Annotated in this window: 19 protein-coding genes and 1 other annotated feature; of the genes, 7 read left to right on the forward strand and 12 right to left on the reverse strand. The window is 35.8% G+C overall.

Going from position 1 to position 22,662, the window contains the following annotated elements; genetic code table 11:
* Positions 1-31: 31 nt before the first annotated feature.
* Positions 32-517 (reverse strand): GNAT family N-acetyltransferase, encoded by a 486-nt coding sequence (locus tag HYG86_RS03835; RefSeq protein ID WP_213167626.1) that lies wholly within the window; start codon positions 515-517, stop codon positions 32-34.
* A gap of 155 nt (positions 518-672) precedes the next feature.
* On the opposite strand from HYG86_RS03835, the gene HYG86_RS03840 reads away from it, so the two are divergent.
* Positions 673-2,268, forward strand: coding sequence for an ABC-F family ATP-binding cassette domain-containing protein (locus tag HYG86_RS03840; RefSeq protein ID WP_213167627.1), 1,596 nt, complete (start codon positions 673-675; stop codon positions 2,266-2,268).
* Between the two features lie 18 nt (positions 2,269-2,286).
* Here the strand turns inward: HYG86_RS03840 and HYG86_RS03845 are convergent, their stop codons facing one another.
* Positions 2,287-3,447: a DUF116 domain-containing protein gene (locus tag HYG86_RS03845; protein WP_213167628.1), complete on the reverse strand. Its 1,161-nt coding sequence runs from the start codon at positions 3,445-3,447 to the stop codon at positions 2,287-2,289.
* A 159-nt stretch (positions 3,448-3,606) separates the two neighbouring features.
* On the opposite strand from HYG86_RS03845, the gene HYG86_RS03850 reads away from it, so the two are divergent.
* Positions 3,607-4,011 (forward strand): zinc ribbon domain-containing protein, encoded by a 405-nt coding sequence (locus HYG86_RS03850; RefSeq protein WP_213167629.1) that lies wholly within the window; start codon positions 3,607-3,609, stop codon positions 4,009-4,011.
* A gap of 48 nt (positions 4,012-4,059) precedes the next feature.
* Here HYG86_RS03850 and HYG86_RS03855 read toward each other — a convergent pair whose 3' ends face one another.
* Both HYG86_RS03855 and HYG86_RS03860 read right to left on the reverse strand, forming a co-directional pair.
* Complete coding sequence (locus HYG86_RS03855) at positions 4,060-4,905, reverse strand: SDR family oxidoreductase (RefSeq protein ID WP_213167630.1); 846 nt, start codon at positions 4,903-4,905, stop codon at positions 4,060-4,062.
* 332 nt (positions 4,906-5,237) lie between these two features.
* The gene (locus HYG86_RS03860) at positions 5,238-6,980 is read right to left on the reverse strand and encodes an IS1634 family transposase (RefSeq protein WP_213165411.1); all 1,743 of its coding nucleotides are present in this window, start codon (positions 6,978-6,980) and stop codon (positions 5,238-5,240) included.
* 247 nt (positions 6,981-7,227) lie between these two features.
* Positions 7,228-7,446, forward strand: a binding site (T-box leader).
* Positions 7,447-7,513: 67 nt separating this feature from the next.
* On the opposite strand from HYG86_RS03860, the gene ileS reads away from it, so the two are divergent.
* Complete coding sequence (ileS, locus tag HYG86_RS03865) at positions 7,514-10,612, forward strand: isoleucine--tRNA ligase (protein ID WP_213167631.1); 3,099 nt, start codon at positions 7,514-7,516, stop codon at positions 10,610-10,612.
* Positions 10,613-10,768: 156 nt separating this feature from the next.
* Positions 10,769-11,401: a LysM peptidoglycan-binding domain-containing protein gene (locus HYG86_RS03870; protein ID WP_213167632.1), complete on the forward strand. Its 633-nt coding sequence runs from the start codon at positions 10,769-10,771 to the stop codon at positions 11,399-11,401.
* Positions 11,402-11,439: 38 nt separating this feature from the next.
* Here the strand turns inward: HYG86_RS03870 and HYG86_RS03875 are convergent, their stop codons facing one another.
* On the reverse strand, positions 11,440-11,892 hold the full coding sequence (locus HYG86_RS03875; RefSeq protein WP_213167633.1) for a YoqH family protein: 453 nt from the start codon (positions 11,890-11,892) through the stop codon (positions 11,440-11,442).
* 207 nt (positions 11,893-12,099) lie between these two features.
* Between HYG86_RS03875 and HYG86_RS03880 the strand changes: the two genes are divergently transcribed.
* Positions 12,100-12,564, forward strand: coding sequence for a C-GCAxxG-C-C family protein (locus HYG86_RS03880; protein ID WP_213167634.1), 465 nt, complete (start codon positions 12,100-12,102; stop codon positions 12,562-12,564).
* A gap of 45 nt (positions 12,565-12,609) precedes the next feature.
* Entirely contained in the window at positions 12,610-13,530 is a 921-nt protein-coding gene (locus HYG86_RS03885) for a TDT family transporter (RefSeq protein WP_425489240.1), read from the forward strand.
* A 32-nt stretch (positions 13,531-13,562) separates the two neighbouring features.
* Here the strand turns inward: HYG86_RS03885 and HYG86_RS03890 are convergent, their stop codons facing one another.
* A complete protein-coding gene (locus HYG86_RS03890; RefSeq protein WP_213167636.1) occupies positions 13,563-14,891 on the reverse strand; it encodes a PTS sugar transporter subunit IIC in 1,329 nt (442 codons plus the stop codon).
* 211 nt (positions 14,892-15,102) lie between these two features.
* Here HYG86_RS03890 and HYG86_RS03895 point away from each other — a divergent pair, with 211 nt between their 5' ends.
* Entirely contained in the window at positions 15,103-15,966 is an 864-nt protein-coding gene (locus HYG86_RS03895) for a Cof-type HAD-IIB family hydrolase (RefSeq protein ID WP_213167637.1), read from the forward strand.
* 82 nt (positions 15,967-16,048) lie between these two features.
* Here the strand turns inward: HYG86_RS03895 and HYG86_RS03900 are convergent, their stop codons facing one another.
* The 6 genes from HYG86_RS03900 to HYG86_RS03925 form a co-directional block, all read right to left on the reverse strand.
* Positions 16,049-17,362 (reverse strand): PTS sugar transporter subunit IIC, encoded by a 1,314-nt coding sequence (locus tag HYG86_RS03900; RefSeq protein WP_213167638.1) that lies wholly within the window; start codon positions 17,360-17,362, stop codon positions 16,049-16,051.
* A gap of 26 nt (positions 17,363-17,388) precedes the next feature.
* The gene (locus HYG86_RS03905) at positions 17,389-17,691 is read right to left on the reverse strand and encodes a PTS sugar transporter subunit IIB (RefSeq protein WP_213167639.1); all 303 of its coding nucleotides are present in this window, start codon (positions 17,689-17,691) and stop codon (positions 17,389-17,391) included.
* Positions 17,692-17,983: 292 nt separating this feature from the next.
* Positions 17,984-19,183 carry an MFS transporter gene (locus tag HYG86_RS03910; RefSeq protein ID WP_213167640.1) on the reverse strand — a complete coding sequence of 400 codons (1,200 nt, stop codon included), beginning with the start codon at positions 19,181-19,183 and terminating at the stop codon, positions 17,984-17,986.
* 162 nt (positions 19,184-19,345) lie between these two features.
* A complete protein-coding gene (ptsP, locus tag HYG86_RS03915) occupies positions 19,346-21,055 on the reverse strand; it encodes a phosphoenolpyruvate--protein phosphotransferase (RefSeq protein ID WP_213167641.1) in 1,710 nt (569 codons plus the stop codon).
* An 11-nt stretch (positions 21,056-21,066) separates the two neighbouring features.
* Positions 21,067-21,330 (reverse strand): HPr family phosphocarrier protein, encoded by a 264-nt coding sequence (locus HYG86_RS03920; RefSeq protein WP_213167642.1) that lies wholly within the window; start codon positions 21,328-21,330, stop codon positions 21,067-21,069.
* Between the two features lie 119 nt (positions 21,331-21,449).
* Positions 21,450-22,625 (reverse strand): MFS transporter, encoded by a 1,176-nt coding sequence (locus tag HYG86_RS03925; RefSeq protein WP_213167643.1) that lies wholly within the window; start codon positions 22,623-22,625, stop codon positions 21,450-21,452.
* Positions 22,626-22,662 lie beyond the last annotated feature (37 nt).

Genomic DNA, 22,662 nt, shown 5'->3' on the forward strand with positions numbered 1-22,662 from the left:
TTTAATTTAGTATCTGTCAGGTATTAAATTTTCATATAATTTTACCCATGTAATATTCATCAACGTATTTTCCTTCAACTTTCATTGCTTTTTTTCTAGTTCCTTCGACCAGAAAACCCATCTTTTTATATAATGCTAATGCGGCCGTATTATGGGTCATTACTGTTAATTCAAGTCTTGTAATTCCATTTTCTTTTGCCCAATTTATTACTTCCCCAAATAGCTTTGTTCCTAACCCTCTGCCTTGGTGGGTTTTAAGTATTCCCATTACAACATATCCCATGTGGTTTATTCTTTTAGCGAATCCACGGGAAATAGAGATAAAACCACCTAGCTCCCCCTTATCAGCCACAACAAATGTTTCACTACCTTTATTATTTACTCTAGCAATTATTTCATCCTCTGTCATACTACGCTCACCAGGTTCAAACAACATAAAACTCGTCTCTTGGTCCAATTTATTAAGCATTTCCAAATATGCAGCGGAATCAGAAACCTCTAGTTTCCTAATGTGCATAAGAGAAACCTCCCTTCGTACTTTGTATATTTGATTTATTCTTTATACGAAAGAAAAACCCTGCTACAATTATCCAAATATTTAATAATTGTAGCCTCACATCTTTTATGTTATAATGGGGAGGTTAATTTTCTATATAAAGGACGGATGTAAAAATGATTAGTACTAGTAATTTAACCCTGCAATATGGTGCTAGGGCTCTTTTTAAAGATGTAAACATTAAGTTCACTCCTGGTAATTGTTACGGCCTTATCGGTGCCAATGGTGCCGGTAAGTCAACATTTCTAAAAATTCTTTCTGGTGAAATCGAACCTACCAATGGTGATGTTGTTATTCCTTCTAATCAACGTTTAGGGGTTCTTAAGCAAAATCACTTTGAATTCGATGAGTACGAAGTATTAAAGACTGTTATCATGGGTCATAAAAGACTCCTTCAGATCATGGAAGAAAAAGAAGTATATTATGCTAAAACTGATTTTTCCGATGAAGACGGTATTAAGCTTGCTGAGCTTGAAGGAGAGTTTGCGGAGTTAAATGGTTGGGATGCCGAGTCAGATGCTGCTACTATGCTTAATGGCTTAGGTATAACTGACGAATATCATTATAAAAAAATGGAAGAGTTAAATGGTAGTGAGAAAGTTAAAGTCCTTCTGGCCCAAGCTCTTTTTGGCAATCCAGATATTCTACTACTGGACGAGCCCACTAACCACTTGGATATCCAATCAATTAAATGGTTGGAAAACTTCCTACACAACTTTGATAACACAGTTATTGTTGTATCCCATGATAGACATTTTTTAAATCAAGTATGTACTCACATAGCTGACATAGACTTTGGTAAAATCCAAGTGTATGCAGGTAACTATGACTTCTGGTATGAATCAAGCCAGTTGGCTCAACAACAAGCCAGGGATGTAAACAAGAAAACTGAAGCTAAGATGAAAGAACTTCAAGATTTCATTAGACGTTTTAGTGCAAATGCTTCTAAATCTAAACAGGCTACTTCTAGAAAAAAAATACTAGAAAACCTTAAATTAGAAGACATTAGACCTTCTTCTAGAAAGTATCCTTTTATTGATTTTAAGCCTGACAGAGAGGTTGGTAATGACCTACTTTCTGTTAACGATCTTTCTAAGTCTGTAGAAGGTGAAGTTTTATTAAATGACATTAGTTTCGTTGTTAATAAAGGCGATAAAATAGCCATCATCGGAAATAACGAGGTAGCTAAGACCACTCTTTTCGATATTTTAGCTGAAGAGGATAAGCAAGATAACGGTGAATTTAAATGGGGCGTTACAACTTCCCGTTCTTACTTTCCTAAGGACAATTCCCAGTACTTCGATAACTGTGAACTAAGTCTAGTTGATTGGCTAAGACAGTTTTCAGAGGAAAAATCAGAGTCCTTTATTAGGGGATGGCTAGGTAGAATGTTATTCTCAGGCGAAGAGGCCCTTAAAAAAGCTAAGGTTCTTTCCGGTGGTGAAAAAGTTAGGTGTATGCTTTCAAGGATGATGCTAAGTGGAGCAAACGTATTGCTTTTAGATGAGCCTACAAACCATTTAGACCTTGAATCAATCACAGCCTTAAATGATGGTCTAATTAACTATAAAGGTACCCTAATCTTCACTTCCCATGACCATCAAATAATTCAAACAGTAGCAAACAGGATCATAGAAATAACTCCTGATGGTATTATTGATAAGCAAACTACTTATGATGAATACCTTGAATGGAGAGAAGCAAATAAATAAGCGCCCCTTGGCGCTTATTTATTTTGCTTGTTTATCTAATATTTTATTAAGCTTGTTCAAGTTTATCTTTGTTTCTATCCCTTTATCATGCCAGTGGTTTTTGCATCCACAATAGTCAAGTATTATACACTGAGCTGGTACACCCATATCCTCTAACATCCAACCTCCTGCAATAAGTTTAAGAACACAAGCCACACCAATGACTCCTGTATTTTTTTCAAATAGAGTTTCATGGGACTCAATTGCTGAAACAGATGATTCATGAGGGATAATCAATACCTCAAATCCTAGTTTATTTCCTAATTGTTCAAGTTGAGTTATTTCACAGGTATCACTACATTTATTGCAGGTGTAGAAACGCTCACTTTTTTTTGCAGAGCATTTGTAATATTTTTTCATACAAACAGGTAGTAGCAAGATTTTTTTACTAGTTTTTAAAAACTCCTTTCGGTATTCCCTGTTTAATATTTCAGCTCCCAGCATATTAAGATGATACTCTACCCTTGCCCTTTGACGAAAGATAGCATCTTCGCGCCACTTGTTATTTACTTTACTGCCATCTAAAAAAGCTTGTACGTTCCTAGTATAAGTCCCTAGAACTTTATTACTCTTTTTTTCGTACCACTGCGCCATGGAGGCCACTTGTTTTAAAAATTCCTCACTGCTATCTTTCGATAATGTACTTAAAAAATTTTTTAACCTATTAATTCTAATTATTTCTGTTTTAAACTCACCACTGGCTTCTAACCACAGTATTAATTTATCTAGGCTTTCCAAGTTTTTCTCTACATTAGTAGTCCTTATCTTACTATTATTTGCTAATAATACTTCTGTAAACAACCCTTTTAATGAGTTGTAAACAGGTTTCATATATTTACTTTTACGCCGCAGTAGATCGATCTTTATTAGGATGGTTCTATTTTTTCTTTTAATGTCCATGGCATATTTGCTATATGTTATCCAAAGCACTCCTAACATTAAGGTTTCAAGCATATATTGAGGATATGATAATGTCTTTATACCTTTATTTATTAAGAATTTGTTGTATAGACCTAAACTCGTTGCCAAAAAAGGTTTACTTTCATTTAAAATCTCATCTGTTAATTTGGCTATATCTTCATAAAACTTTTGTGAATCCTCAGCTAAATCTTCCATTAAGTTATATGTTATTACATCCATCTAAAACACCCTCTATTTTCCATTGATAATTCATAATATCACTATTTAATTATATTAGATTAAAGTATTTATTAAGTTTGTGTTAACTTTTTTCAATTTTTTAAAATGTTATTGTTATTATAAATAAGGAATTATATAATTTAATAAAGGAGGGATTTTATGGGGAAAAAACTAACAACTTCTGGTATAACTGTTTTAGTCCTCGGAGTAATCATCGCCTTGGTGGGCCTCATCATGTTTTTTTCAGTATTCTTTAGTGTGTTTAACATGGGATTCAGTGAACCTGATCCTTTTGGTCCTGGTTTTGGTAATGATTTCGGTCCAGGTTTTGGTGGCGTAAATATTTCAAGGGCATTTATAGGAGCCCCCCTGTTTGGTTTAGGTTGTTTCTTAGCTAAAGTTGGGCTGGGAATGACAATTGCAGGTCAGGCTGGTAATGCTGTCAAATGGTACAAAAATAATGTCAACGATTCTAGTGGATCTAGCAATAAATGTAAGCAATGTGGTTCTGATAATAATTTACAGGCTAAGTACTGCAACGCTTGTGGGCAGCAGTTGAATTAAGAAAGCTATAAGGCAATGTGCCTTATAGCTTTTCTATTATAATACTTACTACTCTTTAAGACCTACAACAGCCTCGCTTACATTCCAAAGCCTTTTAGCTAGGTCTATATCATGGGAGCTTTTTGATGACTCTATAGGTTTTTGTTTATAAAAGTATTTTCCACTAACACCTTCTACCTCTTTAGAAGTAGCTAAATAAATGGAAGTAGCTGCACCTTCTAGTGGTGTTTGTAAGAACCCTTTAAGGATTTTATGTATAAGCTTTCCAAATCCTGTTTCCCTGTCCACACCCATATTTGTGGAAACAGCTCCAGGGTGTAAACAGTTAACCGTAACGCCAGTTCCTTCAAGCCTTCTTGCCAGTTCATAAGTAAATAATATATTTGCAAGTTTAGACCTAGAGTATGCTTTCATTAGATTATACCTTTTTTCAAGCCCTAGATCTTCAAATTGTATTTTCCCCACTTTATGAGCTCCTGAGGATACATTTATAATACGAGCATGGGAACTATTAGTTAAAAGGTTCAATAGTAGGTTAGTAAGCAAAAAATGACCAAAATGATTTACACCAAGTTGCATTTCAAATCCGTCTTTTGTAAGCTGTCTCCTTGGAAGGATTACACCGGCATTGTTTATCAAAACATCTAATCTCTGATATTTCTCCTCAAACTTCTCACAAAAGCATCTAATATCTGAAAGGGATGCTAAATCACAGAGCATCAACTCCACTTTCTTACTGTTACTTCTTTCCCTAACCTCTTTTAATGCTTCTTCACCCCTCTCTTTATTCCTACAGGCCATTATTATAGTTGCTCCCATTCTAGCTAATTCTGTAGCTGTAGCTTTACCTACTCCCGAATTGGCACCTGTTATTAATACTACTTTATTCTTCATGTCAAACCTCCTGATAAAACTTGTAACTACTCTTTATATTCAATGTTTCTTTTATAATTCCTCTTTTAATAAGGTAGTAATTATTTTTCTATTATTTCTAAAGGTAAATGACTACTAGAGCAAATGTCTACCTACTCTTATCATTTAATGGATATGTAAAGTACTCTAAAGTATAGTAAATAGCAAAATAAGTGCAAGTCACCAATGTTAGTTGACACATGTGGCTAATAAAGTCCCACGTTTGACACTTGATGATTAAAAAAAGCCTGTAATCCCTTGAAAATAAAGGGTTTGTAGGCTTTAATTTTTGTCAAAAAAGTGAATAATGTTTTTTACTTCTTTGTATCTTTTAGAATCTTTTTCATCTTGCTTTTTGTTACAATTTGGTAGTCTGTGCGAAAGTCAAAGGCTTCATGTAAAGCATCGGTAAAATCGGTTCTAGTATATAAGGGCTCATATCCTTCTCCCTTAATTTCTTTGAAATTCATATCTCTTAATTCACTAATAATTTCATGACAGGTAAATTCCTCTTTAAGTCGCTTTTCTAGCATTCTATAGATGACTAAAGATATAAAGCATGTGCTGAAATGTGCTTCAATACGGTCATCTTTTTTTAAGAATACAGGTCTTGCTTTGAATTCACTTTTCATAATCCTAAAGCATTCCTCGATTTCCCATCTCCTGTGATTTACCTTAATTATTTCAGGTACATCATCCTCAAGATTTGTACAAACTCCATAAAAACCATCAAAAGCTTCTTCTTTTTGGATGATAGCTTGATCAATGCTGTATATTTCTTTCTTTGCAATTTCACCATCAGGAGTATAGCTCGTTTTATGAATAAATCTTTTGTAATCGTTAGCATTACATTTCTTGATTTTTGTCGGGTTTGTATCTATAGTCTTTTGAGCACGTTCTATTTGTGAGTTGCGGATTTTGCGCTGATAATCCCTGTATTTGATCGAATAAGTTACAATCAATCTTTGTTCAAAGCCATTTTCTTTGATCCAACGTTCTTTGAAATAGACCTTTGCACTTATTTTTGCTTTATCTTCAGGAGTAGCCTTATCTATCATTTCATCGAGTTCAGAAATATCATAGTTTTTTTTGCTGCCTGGAAGTTTCCAGCCATCAGGATCAAGAGCCCATTTCTTCAGGTGTGCTTTTAATTTTTTAATAGATTGTGTGGTAATAAAAGCTCGACCATCCTTGTCGTTAAACTTTCGATTAGCTTCTGAAGCCAACCCAGCATCTGTGCACACGATAAATTTAGAAAGCTCAAAATCAGAAACGATTTTCTTTTCCAATGGTTTTAGAGTCAGTTGCTCATTCATATTCCCCCTGTTAATGCTAAAAGCCAGAGGAATGCCATCCCCGTCCATGAATAGCCCCATTTGGACTATCGGGTTTGGTCTGTGTTCTTTTGACGGACCATACTGCTTTATACCATCTCCCTGCTCTATTTCAAAAAAGTAATTGGTGCAATCATAGTAAAGAACGCCGGTATTTCTTTTGGAGACCTTCAAGCTATTTTTGTACAAGGAGGACTGGATAAAGTCTGTCTCCTTAGCAAGAATTTCAAGAGCTCTGTATATTTGATGCAAATCATATTTGGGTTGTTCTATAAACTTTTTAGAAAGCTCATATGTAGCAAGTTTTGAAGAAGGGAAGATAATTCTACCGTAAATAAGCCTGGAAAGAATCGAGTCTAAATCAAAATCAAACTTATATTTTTGTGATATTTCCATACAAATCTTGTGTAGCCCAAGATCATGATATATTTTTTGCAGGAATAGGTAACCGCCGTTAAACAAGCGTGGTTCACCTTTATCAATAAGTTTTGAGGGGGAGTACTTTACAAGAACTTCCCTTTTTTCTTCCTTTTCTTTTTTGTTAAGTTCTTCTACGTAATTTTTTGCCCATTCTATGGGATCTTGGTCGATTAATTTTTTTTCTAAATCAGCAACGGTACCGAGCTTTTCAACAACTTTAGAAGAGCGCTTTCCATTTTCGTAAATAGACTTAACCACATATAAAGATGCGGCATTTTTTGAACTAACAATTTGTAGTCTCATTTTTTTACACCACCCTTACAAACAACTACTTATATCATAACACATTGTTAAACATTGTGCACTAAAAATATGTAAAGTTTGACAAAAAAATAAGCCTATATTAAGGCTTACAAGAACTTTTCATCTATTCAACTGTCAAAGACCCGTAAAGTACTCTAAAGTATAGTAAATAGCAAAATAAGTGCAAGTCACCAATGTTAGTTGACACATGTGGCTAATAAAGTATATAATATAACCTAATATAATAGTAAAAGCTATGAAAAGGACAGTAGTAAAAGGAAGTAGTTTTCAGAGAGATAATCACTTTGCTGCGAGATTATTAAACAAAACCTTTTATGAATATCACCTTTGAGTTGGGTTGCCGAAATTAAGTAAGCCTCCCCGTTTAAGAATACGTTACATTCTTTTGAGTGACAGCATTTTTTTGCTGTAATCAGGGTGGTACCGCGGATATTCCGTCCCTAAGTCTGTAAACTAGACTTAGGGACTTTTTTATTATTATAAGCATATTAGAAAGAAAGGAATGAATAACAGTGGAAAAATTTAAAGAGTTATCCAATGCCCCAGTTAAAGAAAATGAAGCTATTGTTTCGGATTTCTGGGATAGTGTGGATCTACTTCAAAAGACTGTTGATGTCAGAGAAGGATCTAAACCATTTGTATTTTTTGAGGGTCCCCCCACTGCAAATGGCAAGCCAGGTATCCACCACGTAATCTCTAGAACATTAAAGGATTCTGTGTGTAGATACAAAACCATGGAGGGATTCCAAGTTAAAAGAAAGGCAGGTTGGGATACCCATGGCCTACCTGTGGAGCTTGAAGTGGAAAAACAACTAAAACTATCTAGCAAAACAGATATAGAAAATTACGGTTTAGCAGAGTTTAACCATAAGTGCCGTGAGTCTGTATTTACCTATGAAAAGCTTTGGAGAGATATGACTAGGAGAATGGGTTACCTTATCGATCTTGAAAATCCGTATATCACCCTAGACAACGACTATATAGAATCAGTTTGGTGGATTTTAGATAAGTTTAATAAAGAAGGCTATATCTATGAAGGTCATAAGATATTACCCTATTGCCCCAGATGTGGAACTGGTCTTGCTTCCCACGAGGTTGCACAAGGATATAAGGAAATTAAATCTAATACTGTAATTGTTCCATTTAAAGTAAAAGACAAGGATGAATACTTCCTTGTTTGGACAACAACTCCTTGGACATTGGCTTCAAATGTTGCCTTAGCTGTACATCCAAATGAAACTTATGTAAAAGCTTTAAAGGATGGTAAAGTTTATATCGTCGAAAAAACACTGTCCAGTAAAGTTCTTAAGGAAGACTATGAAATAATCGAAGAAGTAAAAGGTACAGACTTAGAGCATACAGAGTATGAGCAACTTATGCCATTTGTAAAGCCAGATAAAAAAGCCTTCTTCGTAACCGTTGCAGATTATGTAACAACCGGTGATGGTACAGGTATTGTTCATATAGCACCTGCATTTGGTGAAGATGACTACCATGTTGGACTTAAATACAATCTTCCTGTACTACAACCTGTTGATGATGCAGGTAAGTACACAACAACACCATGGGAAGGTAAATTTGTAATGGACTGTGATGTTGATATTATCAAATGGTTACATGGTGAAGGAAAATTGTTTAGCAAAGAAAAAATTGATCATAACTACCCACATTGCTGGAGATGTCAAACACCTCTTTTATACTACGGAAAGCCAAGTTGGTTCATCGAAGTAACCAAGATGAAAGATCAGCTTATTGCTAACAACAACACAGTTGAGTGGTACCCAAGCTATGTTGGTGAAAAACGTTTCGGCAACTGGCTAGAAAATCTAAATGACTGGGCTATTTCAAGAAACCGTTACTGGGGTACTCCACTAAATGTATGGAAATGTGAATGTGGCCATAAAGAGTCTGTAGGTTCAAGACAAGAACTTATGGACAGAGCCATAGAAGATATCGATGAAACAGTTGAGCTGCATAGACCTTTTGTAGATGACATTCACTTAAGATGTGAAAAGTGCCAAGGCTCCATGACCCGTGTACCAGAAGTAATTGACTGCTGGTTTGACAGTGGTGCCATGCCTTTTGCACAACACCATTACCCATTTAAAAACAAGGAAAACTTTGATCAATTATTCCCTGCAGATTACATCTGTGAAGGTATTGACCAAACTCGTGGATGGTTCTATTCACTACTGGCCATTTCTACATTTGTTACAGGAAAAGCGCCTTATAAAAAGGTTTTGGTTAATGACCTTATCTTAGACAAAGAAGGACGTAAAATGTCTAAGTCAAAGGGCAATACAGTTGACCCATTTGAACTATTTGATATGTATGGTGCAGATGTATTAAGATGGTACCTTCTTTATGTTTCCCCTGCTTGGTCACCAACTAAGTTTGATATAGAAGGACTAAAGGAAGTACAAAGTAAGTTCTTTGGTACCCTTAAAAATGTTTATACATTCTTTACCCTATATGCAAACACCGATGAAATTAACCCTAAGGATTTTTTCGTTGACTATAACAAGCGCCCTGAATTAGATAGGTGGTTATTATCCAAATTCAACACCCTTGTTAGTGAAGTTAAATCCGACATGGATGTATTAGACCTTACTAAAGCTGTTAGGAAGATCCAGGAGTTCGTTAATGAGGATTTATCAAACTGGTATATCCGTCGTGCTCGCCGTCGATTCTGGGCTGCAGAGTTAGATGACGACAAAAAAGCTGTTTACAACACCACATATGAAGTTTTAGAGGGTGTTGCTAGATTAGTTGCTCCTTTCGCACCATATCTATCGGAGGAAGTTTACAGAAACTTAACTGGAGAACTTTCTGTTCATCTAGCTGATTACCCAGTTGTTAATGAGACACTAATTGATAAACATGTTGAAGAAAGAATGGATCTTGTAAGGGATTTAGTGGGACTTGGACGTTCTGCTAGGGTTCAGTGTAAAATCAAAATCCGTCAACCCCTTCAGAAAATGATTATCGATGGTGCCCATTATGACCTAACTCATGATTTAGTTCCACTTATGCAAGAGGAACTAAATATAAAAGATGTTGAGTTTGCTAAAAACCTTGATAACTTCATGAACTATAGCCTGAAGCCTAACTTTAAAGTAGCAGGCCCAATACTTGGTGGTAAAATTAAGCTACTAGGCCCTGCACTGGGTAAAGTTAATGCCAGTGAAGTAATTCCAAAGTTAGAAGCTGGCGAAACCATTAGCGTAGATCTAGGCGAGGAAACCTTAGAGCTTAACAAAGAGCTTGTTATGATTAACATCTCTTCTAAAGAAGGATTCACCGTTGAGATGGAAAACAATCTATTTGTTATCCTAGATACCACTTTAACCCAAGAGCTAATCAATGAAGGGTATGCCCGTGAGTTTGTATCTAAGGTACAGCAAATGAGAAAAAGTAGTGGTTTTGAAGTCATGGACAATATCAGCATTGTCTATGATGCAGATGAGGAAGTTTCAGCTGCAGTTGAAAACTTTAAAGAGTATATTAAATCCGAGACACTGGCCCTATCCATCGAGAAAGTTCAAGATGATTCCTTAGAAAAACAAGATTTAAATGATCATCTAACAGGAATTGGTGTAAAAAAAATATAAAATAAAGGTAACCCCAATTTTTTAAATTGGGGTTACCTTTATTTTATTAGCATTTCTCTTAAAAGAACATAACATTGTCACTAATGCCCAGTACTCAATGGTTGCAACCTTCATAGTATGTAATGAGAGCTCAGTTCAAAAAGGAGGTGCTTTGCTTTGAAAAAGAAAATACCAAAAAAACAATATCACAAATGTCCCCATAAACCCCATAAACCTAAACCTTGTCCTCCCACAGAGTGCCCAGAGGGTTTTTTCCGCTATACTGTTAGGCCGGGAGACACTATTTTTTTTATAGCCAGAAGATTAGGTGTTGACCAAGGGCTAATAATTGCAAATAACCCTCTTCCTGACCCTTCCCTAATTTTTCCAGGTCAAGTTTTATGTGTCCCAATCCCTATTTCTTTCCCTTGTACCGTTGAACTCCTTCCTTTACCAGAAACACCACCCACTATACGAGGGGAAGTATTAGTAGAACGCACTGTTACGGGCCAACATCAAGCAACTATTACCGCTAGGAATCTTGTCCCTCCATCTGTATTTGGTGATTTTGACGCCTACGTGGGAGAGGTAGCTATCGAAGGAATAGGAGTCTTCGGAGTTGTATTAACTGAGCCCCAAACTAATATTCAAGTAGGTTTTATCACTTTCCCTAGGCCAGTGTTATATGCTGGAGCTGTGGTAACGGTTCGTCCAATAAACACTCAAACCGCAGTGGAGGGCCCTCCCATATTACAAAGGGATTTATCTCAATGTGCCAGGCCTGTAGATTTTATACCACCTAAGGGTTAAAGATGAAAAAACTTCCTCATTTCGAGGAAGTTTTTTTACTACCCTTTAGGGCAAGGTTTGTGCGCCCCTTGTGGTCTGCATTGATTAAAGTTTCCGATTAGAGCTATCCTACCTAGATCTGGTTGTATAAATGGTGGCGCTACTTCTGCAGTGACAACTATATCACCAAATGGAGCAACCATTTCACCTGGACCAAATACAAAAGCACCTACCCAGACTCCTGGCTCTGTTACCACTGGGCCAGTCTGTAGCAATTGGACTGGAACTGCTTGACCCAAAGGGGAATTTCTAATCCATGCAACATAGGTCTGTCCTCCTAATACCTCAGGGTCAGGTAGCCCAATTGCTGATATCAGTACATTCCCTCCTGCCCCAGTCTGGGTTACCAGTGCCACACCCTTAGCCTCTGCGTCCGGTCCTATTGGCACATTAGCAGTTCTAAATAATATCATACAACATTCTACTATTCCCACTTGTCTTTGATTTTTCATTATATCACCTCCCAATTGGATTTATATAATAGGTTATGTGTCTGGTGGTTAGAATGGGTGTGTATTTGCACATTTTTCAAGAGCAATATATGGTTCATAACAAAAACAAGTCTTTATATAAGTTTATATTGTAATATATATAAGTAAATGTTATTATTTAATTGTCGAGATAGTTATTAATTTCACAACATTTGGGAGGGGATTTAATTGAAAAAAGAAGTAAGTATCAAAAAAATTCGTCAAGAAGCAGAGGATTTATATAGCAGAGGTCAATTTTTCTGCTCAGAAGCCATAGTTTACTCAATAAAGAATAATTTTGACCTTGACATGCCTGACGAGATGGTTGCCATGGCATCTGGTTTCCCTGTGGGGATTGGAAAATCCAAATGTGTTTGCGGTGCAGTATCTGGAGGCATTATGACCCTAGGGTATTTCCTAGGTAGAACTGAACCGGGGGACTCTAAAGTGGTAAAAACATTAGAGCTAGCCAACGAACTGCAAGAAAGTTTTAAGAACAACCACAAAGTTTTATGCTGCAAGATATTAACCCATGGCATGGACATGGGGTCTGGCGAACACAAAGAACAATGCGTAGCTTTCACAGGTGAGATAGCAGAAAAAACTGCTGAAATAGTAGTTAGAGAACTAAATCTTGTTAATATAGATGGTTAGGTGGTGGGGAATGTGGTTGGCATCATAAAAAAGGTCCCATATCCTATGTGTGGTTTAATGTTGGCCTTAGCTTCTACTGGCAATTTAGTAATGTCTTATGGCGATGTTTATAGATACGTTTTTGGAGTACTCTCTAGTATACTGTTACTTTTACTTGTATTTAAAGCATTACTATTTCCTAAAACAATAGCCGAAGGCTTTTCGAATCCTGTTATAGCCAGTGTAATGCCTACTTTTTCCATGGGAGTCATGATAATTTCCACTTACCTTAAGGCATACTTCCCTATTTTTTCCTATATTCTTTGGTTGAGCGCAATAGTTTTACACATCATCCTAATTGGTGTTTTTTCCACAAAATATTTATTTAATTTTAATATGAAAGGTCTTTTCCCAAGCTACTTCGTTGTTTATGTGGGAATTGTAGTAGCTAGCGTAACTGCACCAGTTTACGGTAAGCTTTTTATAGGGCAAAGCTTATTCTGGTTTGGATTAGCTTCCTATCTTATATTATTACCTTTTGTACTTTATAGGGTGTTTATTGTCAAAGGTATTCCAGAACCAGCTTTGCCAACTATAACTATTTTAGCGGCCCCTGCGGGTTTGCTATTGGCAGGGTACCTCAACTCTTTTTCTATTAAAAACGTATACATAGTAAATTCTTTACTATGTATATCCATTATAATGTTGGTGTTAGTTGCAGTTAAACTTCCAAGGTTACTTAAACTTCCTTTTTATCCCAGCTTTTCTGCTTTTACATTTCCATTTGTTATAACAAGTATTGCCCTAAAGGGTACCAATGCTTATTTTATAAATACAGGTAAGGGCATAGCCTTATTAGGACATCTAGTGAGATTTATGGAAGTATGGTCAGTGATAATTGTAGTGTATGTACTTATTAGGTATACATTTTTCTTCATATTGCCATTTAAGAGTAACCCTCCCCTTGGTTCAAACAAGGGCGCTTAAACTTTATTACTATATCAAAAGCCAGCTAAAGTTTAGCTGGCTTTTGGTTTTTCCTTACTCCCTAGGGATGTAACAGATTCTATATTTAGTTGGATTTCCTCTTGTTCCTCTTTTATATATTGATTATCCAGCTTTTTAAAAAATGGGAAGTATATTGCCAAGGAAATAAAGATTATTACAATTTGTAAAGCTGCTATTTTCCAACTTCCCTGCAAAAACCCTGAGAGGATTGTAGGAGTTGGCAAAGGTACTTGAACGCCTATAAGCCTAGGAACGATCCCTAATGTAGTAGCAAAGTAAGCTAGTGTTCCACTAACCAGGGGCGTGATTACAAATGGCAATGCTAAAATGGGATTCATTACTATGGGTGTACCATAAAGCAGTGGTTCATTTATATTAAACATATTGGTAGGTAGAGTCATTTTTCCTAATTTAGAGAGTTTCTTACTTTTAGCTTTAAAAGCCATCCATAACCCCAGACCTATGGTGGTACCTGCTCCCCCTATTAGTACATAGTTAACCATAAACTTGGTGCCAATAATATTAGGTAACGGTTGACCTGCAGTATATGCCGCTAGGTTTTGGAAATCCAATGACATCCAAACAGGGTTTATAAGTGATAAAGTAACCATAGTTCCATGAATACCTAAAAGCCATAATCCTGCCATAACAAGGATACCTAGAAGTAATGCAGGGTAGCTGCCACCTAAATGTTCTAGGGGAGTTTGGATAAAAGTAAATACAACATGGTGGATACTACCTACAGTGCTATTTAAAACTGTACTAATAGCCAGAAAAAATGTAGTTATCAGAAATCCTGGTATTAAACCTGCAAATGATAGAGATATGGTAGGTGGTACACCTTCTGGCATTTTTATAACTAATCCTTTATCTATGAAAAACATGTACATTTTTGATGTTACTAGTCCTATAATAATTGCTACAAATAAACCCTTTGCTCCAAGCCATTCAAAGGACATCATCCTAGTCATATCTCCCCCCCTACTAAGTCCTTCCCCTAAGGGAGTAATCATTAGGAAGCTTACCAAGGATAAAAGACCTGGAATAGCTCCATTTTCACCATGAACTTCAGCAAATCTATAACCTATAAAAAAAACAGCGATAAGGGCTATTATCTCTGTACTCATTATGGCAGGTAGTCTCATAACGTCCTTTAGGCCAGTGGTAGTGATGAAATTCTCGTAAGCCTCCCACTGTATGTTCACCAAAAGTGAAAAAATAGATCCAACCATCATTACGGGTATCAAAGTCCCAAATGCGTTGGATATAGCCATTAACCCCTTATTTTGAGAAAGCTTACTTATATAGGGCTCTATAAATTTCTGGTATTTTTCTGGCATTAGAATGCATCTCCTTCAAATTTCTTTATTTCAGTATTACCCTTCCGTCTATAGTTGCAATTTACGTGCCAAAACACTAAATCAAGTTTCAAAAAATAGTATGATGATACCAGGTTTTTAGTACTTGGCACAAGTTTTGCATAATATTTAAGATTAAAACACTTTTAAACAGTATAAATAAAAATAAAAATAAATGAGGAGAATGTATATTATGAATAATTATAAGCTTATATGTATTGATCTAGATGGCACCCTATTACCAAGTAATCATTTAGTTTCTGAACGCACCAAAAAAACCTTAAAAAAGGCTGAGGAGTTAGGTATACATATTGCCATAAGTACCGGTCGATCTTTGACTGACGCAGAACATTTTGCCCAGCTTTTGGGAGTGAAAGCTACAGTAATCTCTGCTAATGGTGCTTATGTGCGAGAAAAAGATAGTAATGAAGTTGTTTATAAAAACATCCTCGGTGAAGAAGCCATATGGACAATCTATGACATATGCAATAAATATGAAGTTACACCCTGCTACCACACTCCAGATAAAATAATACATGGCCCTGACTATGGCAGATTTTTATTACAGATAGAAGAAAAATCCCGTGAACTGGGCAAAAAAGTAATTATAACTAAGCCTTACCCTGTAGAAAACCTCGAGCAATGGAAGCAATTTGTTGAGCAAGAAAAGGATAATATTCTTAAGTGCGAGTTATTCCATGAAGATACTGATAGAATTAATAATATCAAATTTGATTTAAGGCAACTTGATCAATTAGAAGTAGTAGATTCCATCAGAGAAGAACACATGGAAGCGAATAGCAAAGGAACATCTAAAGGCAGAGCAATTGAAGTTTTAGCAGGTCTACTTAATATTAAGAGAGAAGAAATTATAGCTATAGGTGATGGTGACAATGATATAACCATGATAGAGTTTGCTGGCCTTGGAATAGCCATGGGAAATGCTAAGGAAGTCCTTAAAGCAAAAGCTAGTTATATTACTGGTTCAAACGACGAAGATGGTGTTGCAGCAGCTATCGAAAAGTTTGTATTAAAAAAAGATAAAGCCATTATTTAGGCTTTATCTTTTTTTGTCGCATTATTTAGTGATAAAAACAAGGCAATGAACGAATCATTGCCTTGTTAGGTTTTAAACTTAATTATGCTCCAAGTGTTGTGTTATCTGCAGCAATTTCAGCAGCGTTTGCTTTTTCTTCTTTAACTAGCTGCTTTTCATATACTTTGAAGAAAGGATAGTAAATTGCTGTGGAAACTACAATACACACAATACATAGAATCAACCCACTAATCTGCCAGTTAGCACCCCACATAGCGCCTATAGGAGCTGGTGTTGTCCATGGTGGCAGAGCAACGCCCCTACCAGCCATACCTGTATAAAGTGCAAAATATGCGATTGAGGCAGTTACCATTGGAGCGAGGATGAATGGAATACCTAAAATTGGGTTCATAACGATAGGTGATGCAAATATTACTGGTTCGTTAATATTGAATATGGCAGGGAATGCTGCAACTTTACCGATAGCATTTAAATTAGCTGACTTACTGGTTAAGTAAAGTACTACTAGGCCTAGGGTAGCACCGGACCCGCCTATTGTGATAAAGAAAGCCCAGAAAGGATTTGTAAAGATACTTGGAAGAGCTTCTCCTGCTGCAAGTGCAGCTTGGTTAGCTGAAATGTTGATTGCATAGAATGGCCCTAAGATACCCCCTACTATACTTGCACCGTGGATACCTGCAAACCATAGTAAATGTGCTAGGAATACTGCAAACAGAATACCTGGTAATGTATCAACTGCACCAACAAGTGGCTTGAATATTTCCATTATAGCGGCTGGAACTGTGTAACCAGTATAGTGTTGAACAGCAATACTAATTGGGTAAAGTATAGCTACCATTAAGAAAACTGGGATAAGTGCGTCGAATGAAGCAGAGATTGCTGGAGGAACGCCATCAGGCATTTTTATTCTTATGTTTCTTACCATGAGGAATCTCATTAGTTCAACTGCGAAGAATGAAGCAATAACTGCTGTAAAAACACCTTTTCCATCCATATATGCAGTTGGAAGTCCACCATCTACAGCTTGTGCTCCAATTAGCAGATAACCTGATAGTGCCATAAGAGCACCTGAAAGTGGATTCAAGTTATAGCTTTTAGCTAAACTATATCCGATACCTGCAGATATAAAGATTGACATAATAGCCATTGTCATACTGTTAGGAACTAGTAAAATATCAAAATAATTACTTGAGAAATTCACCCAAGCCTTACCGATGAAGTTCGTTGTGTCAGCAGGGAATGGTGGGAAAGCAAGAATAAGCATAATACTACCAATAATCATAAAAGGCATTGCACCAATGAAACCATCTTTCATAGCACTGATGTGTCTTTGGTTACCAACTTTAGCAACCACTGGCATGAATTTCTCTTCTAACCACTTTAAGAAACCTTGCATTTAAATTCCTCCTCTTTTTTTATAATTTAGAGTACTTTAAGTGTTTCCTCTAAAATTTTCTCACCTTTCATCAATCCATAGTCCATTGAATTGATTACTAGAACTGTGATACCATATTGATCTGCGATCTTTTGGAACTCATCTTTTTTGAATTTGACCTGCGGACCTAAAAGAACTATGTCGTAATCCTTCACATTATCCGCAAATGCATCAACTGGTACTGCTACAATCTTTACTTCTATTCCCTTTGCTACAGCAGCCTTTTCCATTTTTGTAACTAGGAGACTTGTTGACATACCAGCAGCGCAAGCTAAAAGTATTTTTTTCATGTAATCCCCCCTCTCTCTCTCTAAATAATGCAATTTTTATGCCAAAACAGAAGATTGCTTATTTATCTACTTTTAACTCATGTTTAATTATTATACCAATTCTGCATTTGGTTCATATAATACACTAAAAAACAGAGTAAGCTATTATTTTTTCCCTTTATTGGCTAATTCCCTAAATTAGATACACTTCGAAACACAAATTTTGATTAATATAACAATGATGTTTAATTTTTTGATGTTTCATTTTTTGAAATTTGCCAGATAATACACTATCAATACAAAACACCGCTGACTAATCTAAGTCAGCGGTGTTTTGTGTATTGTTAAGTACTTTAAGATTTTTATTTTCTGAAGAATCTTTCTTGAGTATCAAAATAAAAATTAGGGACACAAGACAAACTAGCGAGGCAATCTTATATACTGTAAATATACTTATACTCTCTAGGAGTATTCCTCCACCTATATTTCCTATTAAAGCCCCCAAACCACACATGGCAGCAAAAAAAGTCATTGCAGAGGTTTTCACTTCATTGCTTGTTATGTTGTTTATATATTGAAGGGCAGCTATCAAGTAGAAGGCAAATGTTATACTTTGCATAAATTGAACCAGAATTACAAGCTGGTACGAGCCTAGCAATGAGTTTAAAAACATCCTTACAGCAAATAACCCTACTCCTAAGATAAATAAGTTCAGTTCGCCGTATTTATTTAATAGTTTATGACCAAAAAACAGTGTTGGCAATTCACTAATAGCTACCGTAAACCACAGTATCCCCAGATTAGATACATCTCCACCTGTCTTTTCTATTAGAATATAGATATACGTTCCGTTCATTCCCATGGCTATATTTACTATAACTATGGATAGCATAAAGATGGAGAATTTTTTATCCTTCACTAGTTCTAAAAAGTCATTCAAGCTTGCCCTTCTTACTTCAGCTGTAGGCTTAAAGTCTATTGTATATACTAGGTATGCTCCTAAAATCATTAGTATAGAGTATACGTAATAGGAGCTGTTTATCCCGTAAATTTTTATGAGGTAGCCTACAAATAAAGCTCCCATGGCATATCCGAATGAACCCATTAGTCTTATTCTTCCATACTGTATTTCCCTGTGCTGGTTAATTATTTCATAAGTGTATGCATCACTGATTGGGAATATAGAACTTTGAAACCATATTGTTATTATAATACTGAGCATAATGTAAACAAAACTCTGGGCAAAAATAAAGTTAAAAATAACTATTGAGCATGCTAGTACTATTATAATTAAAGTAAGCCTTTTGTTGAAAAACTTATCTGTTAAAAATCCCCAAATGGGTTGTGAAAGAACCGCCACAATAGAATTCACTGCAAAGGCCACACCGATTTGTGTATAGCTCAAGCCCCTTTGCTGAAGGTATGGTGTCAAATATGGTATAAATGATGCAATTGCTGCATACAAGGCAATATAAATAAAGCTAAGCTTTATCGGTAGTTTATTATCTCTCATGTTACTTATTCACGCTTCTTCCTTTATTATTCTACCATAACATTACTATTTTTTAAGATTATGCAACAGTTTATTTGATAACACACCCTCTTTTACCTCATATTAATACCTTTGACATGCAATACTCACAAAAACAAGGTGGTTTTTACCACCTTGTTTTTCTTATGCTATTACTGATTTTAGATATTCTTCTACTTCCTCAGCTGTGGCTAAAGACATAGCTTTTTCAACTATCTCTTGAGCTTTCTCTTTGGTAAGGGTTGAGATTAGCTCCCTTGCTGGAAGTATAGATGTTGCACTCATGGAAAACTCATCTAAGCCTAGTCCTAGTAATAGTGGAATAAGGGGAAGTTCTCCTGCTGCTTCTCCACACATACCTGTCCAGATGCCTTCTTTATGTCCATTTTCTATAACCATTTTTATCATCCTTAAAACTCCTGGATGATATGGTGTATATAGATGGGCTATGTTTTGGTTCATTCTATCAACTGCTGTTGAATACTGAATCAAGTCGTTTGTCCCTATGCTGAAGAAGTCTACTTCTTTAGCAAGGATGTCACTTGTAAGGGCTGCTGTGGGAATCTCTATCATTATACCAACTTCGAAGTCTTTGCTATATGCTATGCCCTCTGCCTCAAGATTTTTTCTAACTTCGTCCATGATGGCATTTGCTTGTCTAACTTCTGTTATACCAGATACCATTGGATACATGATTTTAAGGTTTCCATATACAGATGCTCTAAGGAGTGCTCTTAGTTGTGTTTTAAATATATCTGTTTTGTCTAGGCAAATCCTTAGTGCCCTATAACCTAAGAATGGATTCATTTCTTTTGGAAGGTTTAGATAGGGAATTTCTTTATCTCCACCGATGTCTAAGGTTCTTATAACAACTGGCTTTCCTTCCATACCCTCTAGAACTGTTTTGTATGCTTCAAACTGTTCTTCTTCTGTTGGTAAGGATGTTCTGTCCATGTATAAAAACTCTGTTCTGTAAAGTCCAATACCTTCAGCACCATTGTTTAATACACCCTTTAGATCATTTGGTGTTCCAATGTTTGCTCCAAGCTCCACATGTTTACCATCTTTGGTAGCTGTGTTTTTATCTTTTAGCTCCATTAGTTTTGCACGGTATTCAAGGTATTTTCTTTGTTCTTCTTTATATTGATTTTTCACATCTTCTGTGGGGTTTACTAGTACTTCACCAGTTTCCCCATTTATTATCACATAGTCTGAATTTGATATTGTTTTAGTGACTGTACCAAGACCTACCACAGCAGGTATTTCTAAACTCCTTGCCATTATAGCTGTATGGGAAGTTCTACCACCGATATCTGTTACAAAGCCTAGTACTTTCTCTTTATCCATTTGAGCTGTGTCAGAAGGAGCAAGGTCATGGGCAACTATGATTACTTCCTCATCTAGTTGCGTTATGTTTACCATCTCAATACCTAATAGGTTTTTAAGAAGCCTTCCCCCAACATCTTTGATATCTGCCGCTCTTTCTTTCATGTATTCGTTATCCATGGATTCAAATATCTGTACAAAGGACTTTATGGTTCTATCTAGTATTACCTCTGCATTTTTCTTTTCTGATTTAATAGCATTTTCCACAGTGTTAACTAGTTCAGGGTCAGAAAGTACTAGTAGGTGAGCTTGAAAAATTTCAGCTTTTTCTTTACCCATCTTCTGCTGGGCTAATACTTTAATTTTCTCTAGTTGTCCTTTTGATTTTTCCACTGCTTGGTGAAATCTTTGAATCTCAGTTTCTTCGTCTTGAATTATATTATCCGGTATTACCATTTCTTCTTCCTTAAGTAGCAATACAGGAGCCATGGAAATACCTTTGGATGCACCTATTCCTTTTAAGACCATTGAATCCACTCCTATTCGCCAAAGTTGTTATCAAATAGTTCTTTAATGGATGCTAATGCTTCTTGCTCATCAGCTCCACTTGCTATAATAGTTACTTCTGTACCTTCGTTTGCTCCAAGGGCCATGATCCCCATAATGCTTTTAGCGTTTACATCACCTTCGCCCTTTGAAATAGTAATCTCTGAAGTAAATTTAGACGCTGTTTGCACAAGTAGTGCAGCTGGTCTTGCATGTAATCCTGTTTTATTTGTTACTGTTAATTTCATTTCTATCATTTTAAATTCCTCCTCAAATATAAATACACTTATACACTATATAATATAGATGCAATAATCATGCCATACAGTTACTTATGGATTGACCCAGTAAAAACATCCATAACAATAGGAATATTTTATATTACTTGACTATTTTGCACCTCTTTTTTCCTACTATGGGCTTTTAGTATTACCACAAATATAAGTGATGAAATAGCCACATATGAAGAAATTCTATACAAACTAAATATACTGATATGCTCAAGCAAAACGCCTCCACCCATGTTTCCTATAAGAGCTCCAACTCCACTCATGGCAGCAAAAAAAGTCATTGCCGATGTTTTGATTTCATTACTTGTAATGTTGTTTATATACTGTAGTGCAGCAATTAGATAAAATGCAAATGTCACACTTTGCATAAATTGAACCAATATAACCAGCTGATATGTATCTAGTAGAGAGTTTAAGAACATTCTTAGTGCAAATAGTGAAACCCCTACAACGTATATTTTTAGCTCTCCAAATTTCTTGAGTATTTTATTTCCATAGTAAAAAGTTGGCAACTCACTCATGGCCACAGCAAAAAGCAAAACTCCTAGTTTAGAAACATCTCCTCCTGTTTCCTCTACTAAAACGTATATATAAGTGTTACTTACTCCCAATGCTACATTCATTATAACAATTGAAACCATAAATATGGAAAATTTTTTGTCCCTTACCAGATTTACGAAATCAGTTAAGTTTGCTTTTCTCTCAGATGCTATAGGTTGGAAATCTATGGTATAAACTAAATAGGCTCCTAACAGCATTAGTCCTGAGTAAATAAAGTACGAGATATTCATACCAAAAACTTCTATTATATAACCAACCACCAATGCTCCAACTGCAAATCCAAATGATCCCATCAGCCTTATTCTTCCATATTGAATTTGCCTATGTTGGTTAATTATATCGTATGTGTATGCATCTGATATGGGCATAGTAGCACTTTGGAACCCGATTATCAAAGTTATGGATAAGATTATAAAGAAAAAACTCCCTGCAAAGATAAAGCTATAAATGAGGACTGATGAAGCTAGAATAAGAATTATCAATGTGAGTCTTTTATTAAAGTACTTATCCGTTAAAAATCCCCAAAGTGGCTGAGAAATTACTGCCACAATTGAATTTACCGCAAATGCTACACCTATTTGTGTATAGCTCAATCCCCTTTGTTGGAGGTAAGGTGTTAAAAAAGGTAAAAAAGAAGCTATTGCAGCATAAAGAAGAATATATATAAAACTTAATTTCACTGCAAGTTTATTTGAACTCATTTTCATACTCCCTTTCAAGTTAAGTATTCTAGATAAT

Origin of the sequence: Alkalicella caledoniensis, from assembly GCF_014467015.1 — a bacterium.
Lineage (GTDB): Bacteria > Bacillota > Proteinivoracia > Proteinivoracales > Proteinivoracaceae > Alkalicella > Alkalicella caledoniensis.

Bases quoted from the DNA above. Each gene is read 5' to 3' on its own strand.
- HYG86_RS03835 (WP_213167626.1), bottom strand. From the start codon at position 517: ATGCACATTAGGAAACTAGAGGTTTCTGATTCCGCTGCATATTTGGAA.
- HYG86_RS03840 (WP_213167627.1), top strand. From the start codon at position 673: ATGATTAGTACTAGTAATTTAACCCTGCAATATGGTGCTAGGGCTCTT.
- HYG86_RS03845 (WP_213167628.1), bottom strand. From the start codon at position 3,447: ATGGATGTAATAACATATAACTTAATGGAAGATTTAGCTGAGGATTCA.
- HYG86_RS03850 (WP_213167629.1), top strand. From the start codon at position 3,607: ATGGGGAAAAAACTAACAACTTCTGGTATAACTGTTTTAGTCCTCGGA.
- HYG86_RS03855 (WP_213167630.1), bottom strand. From the start codon at position 4,905: ATGAAGAATAAAGTAGTATTAATAACAGGTGCCAATTCGGGAGTAGGT.
- HYG86_RS03860 (WP_213165411.1), bottom strand. From the start codon at position 6,980: ATGAGACTACAAATTGTTAGTTCAAAAAATGCCGCATCTTTATATGTG.
- HYG86_RS03875 (WP_213167633.1), bottom strand. From the start codon at position 11,892: ATGAAAAATCAAAGACAAGTGGGAATAGTAGAATGTTGTATGATATTA.
- HYG86_RS03885 (WP_425489240.1), top strand. From the start codon at position 12,610: ATGTGTGGTTTAATGTTGGCCTTAGCTTCTACTGGCAATTTAGTAATG.
- HYG86_RS03890 (WP_213167636.1), bottom strand. From the start codon at position 14,891: ATGCCAGAAAAATACCAGAAATTTATAGAGCCCTATATAAGTAAGCTT.
- HYG86_RS03895 (WP_213167637.1), top strand. From the start codon at position 15,103: ATGAATAATTATAAGCTTATATGTATTGATCTAGATGGCACCCTATTA.
- HYG86_RS03900 (WP_213167638.1), bottom strand. From the start codon at position 17,362: ATGCAAGGTTTCTTAAAGTGGTTAGAAGAGAAATTCATGCCAGTGGTT.
- HYG86_RS03905 (WP_213167639.1), bottom strand. From the start codon at position 17,691: ATGAAAAAAATACTTTTAGCTTGCGCTGCTGGTATGTCAACAAGTCTC.
- HYG86_RS03910 (WP_213167640.1), bottom strand. From the start codon at position 19,183: ATGAGAGATAATAAACTACCGATAAAGCTTAGCTTTATTTATATTGCC.
- ptsP (WP_213167641.1), bottom strand. From the start codon at position 21,055: ATGGTCTTAAAAGGAATAGGTGCATCCAAAGGTATTTCCATGGCTCCT.
- HYG86_RS03920 (WP_213167642.1), bottom strand. From the start codon at position 21,330: ATGATAGAAATGAAATTAACAGTAACAAATAAAACAGGATTACATGCA.
- HYG86_RS03925 (WP_213167643.1), bottom strand. From the start codon at position 22,625: ATGAGTTCAAATAAACTTGCAGTGAAATTAAGTTTTATATATATTCTT.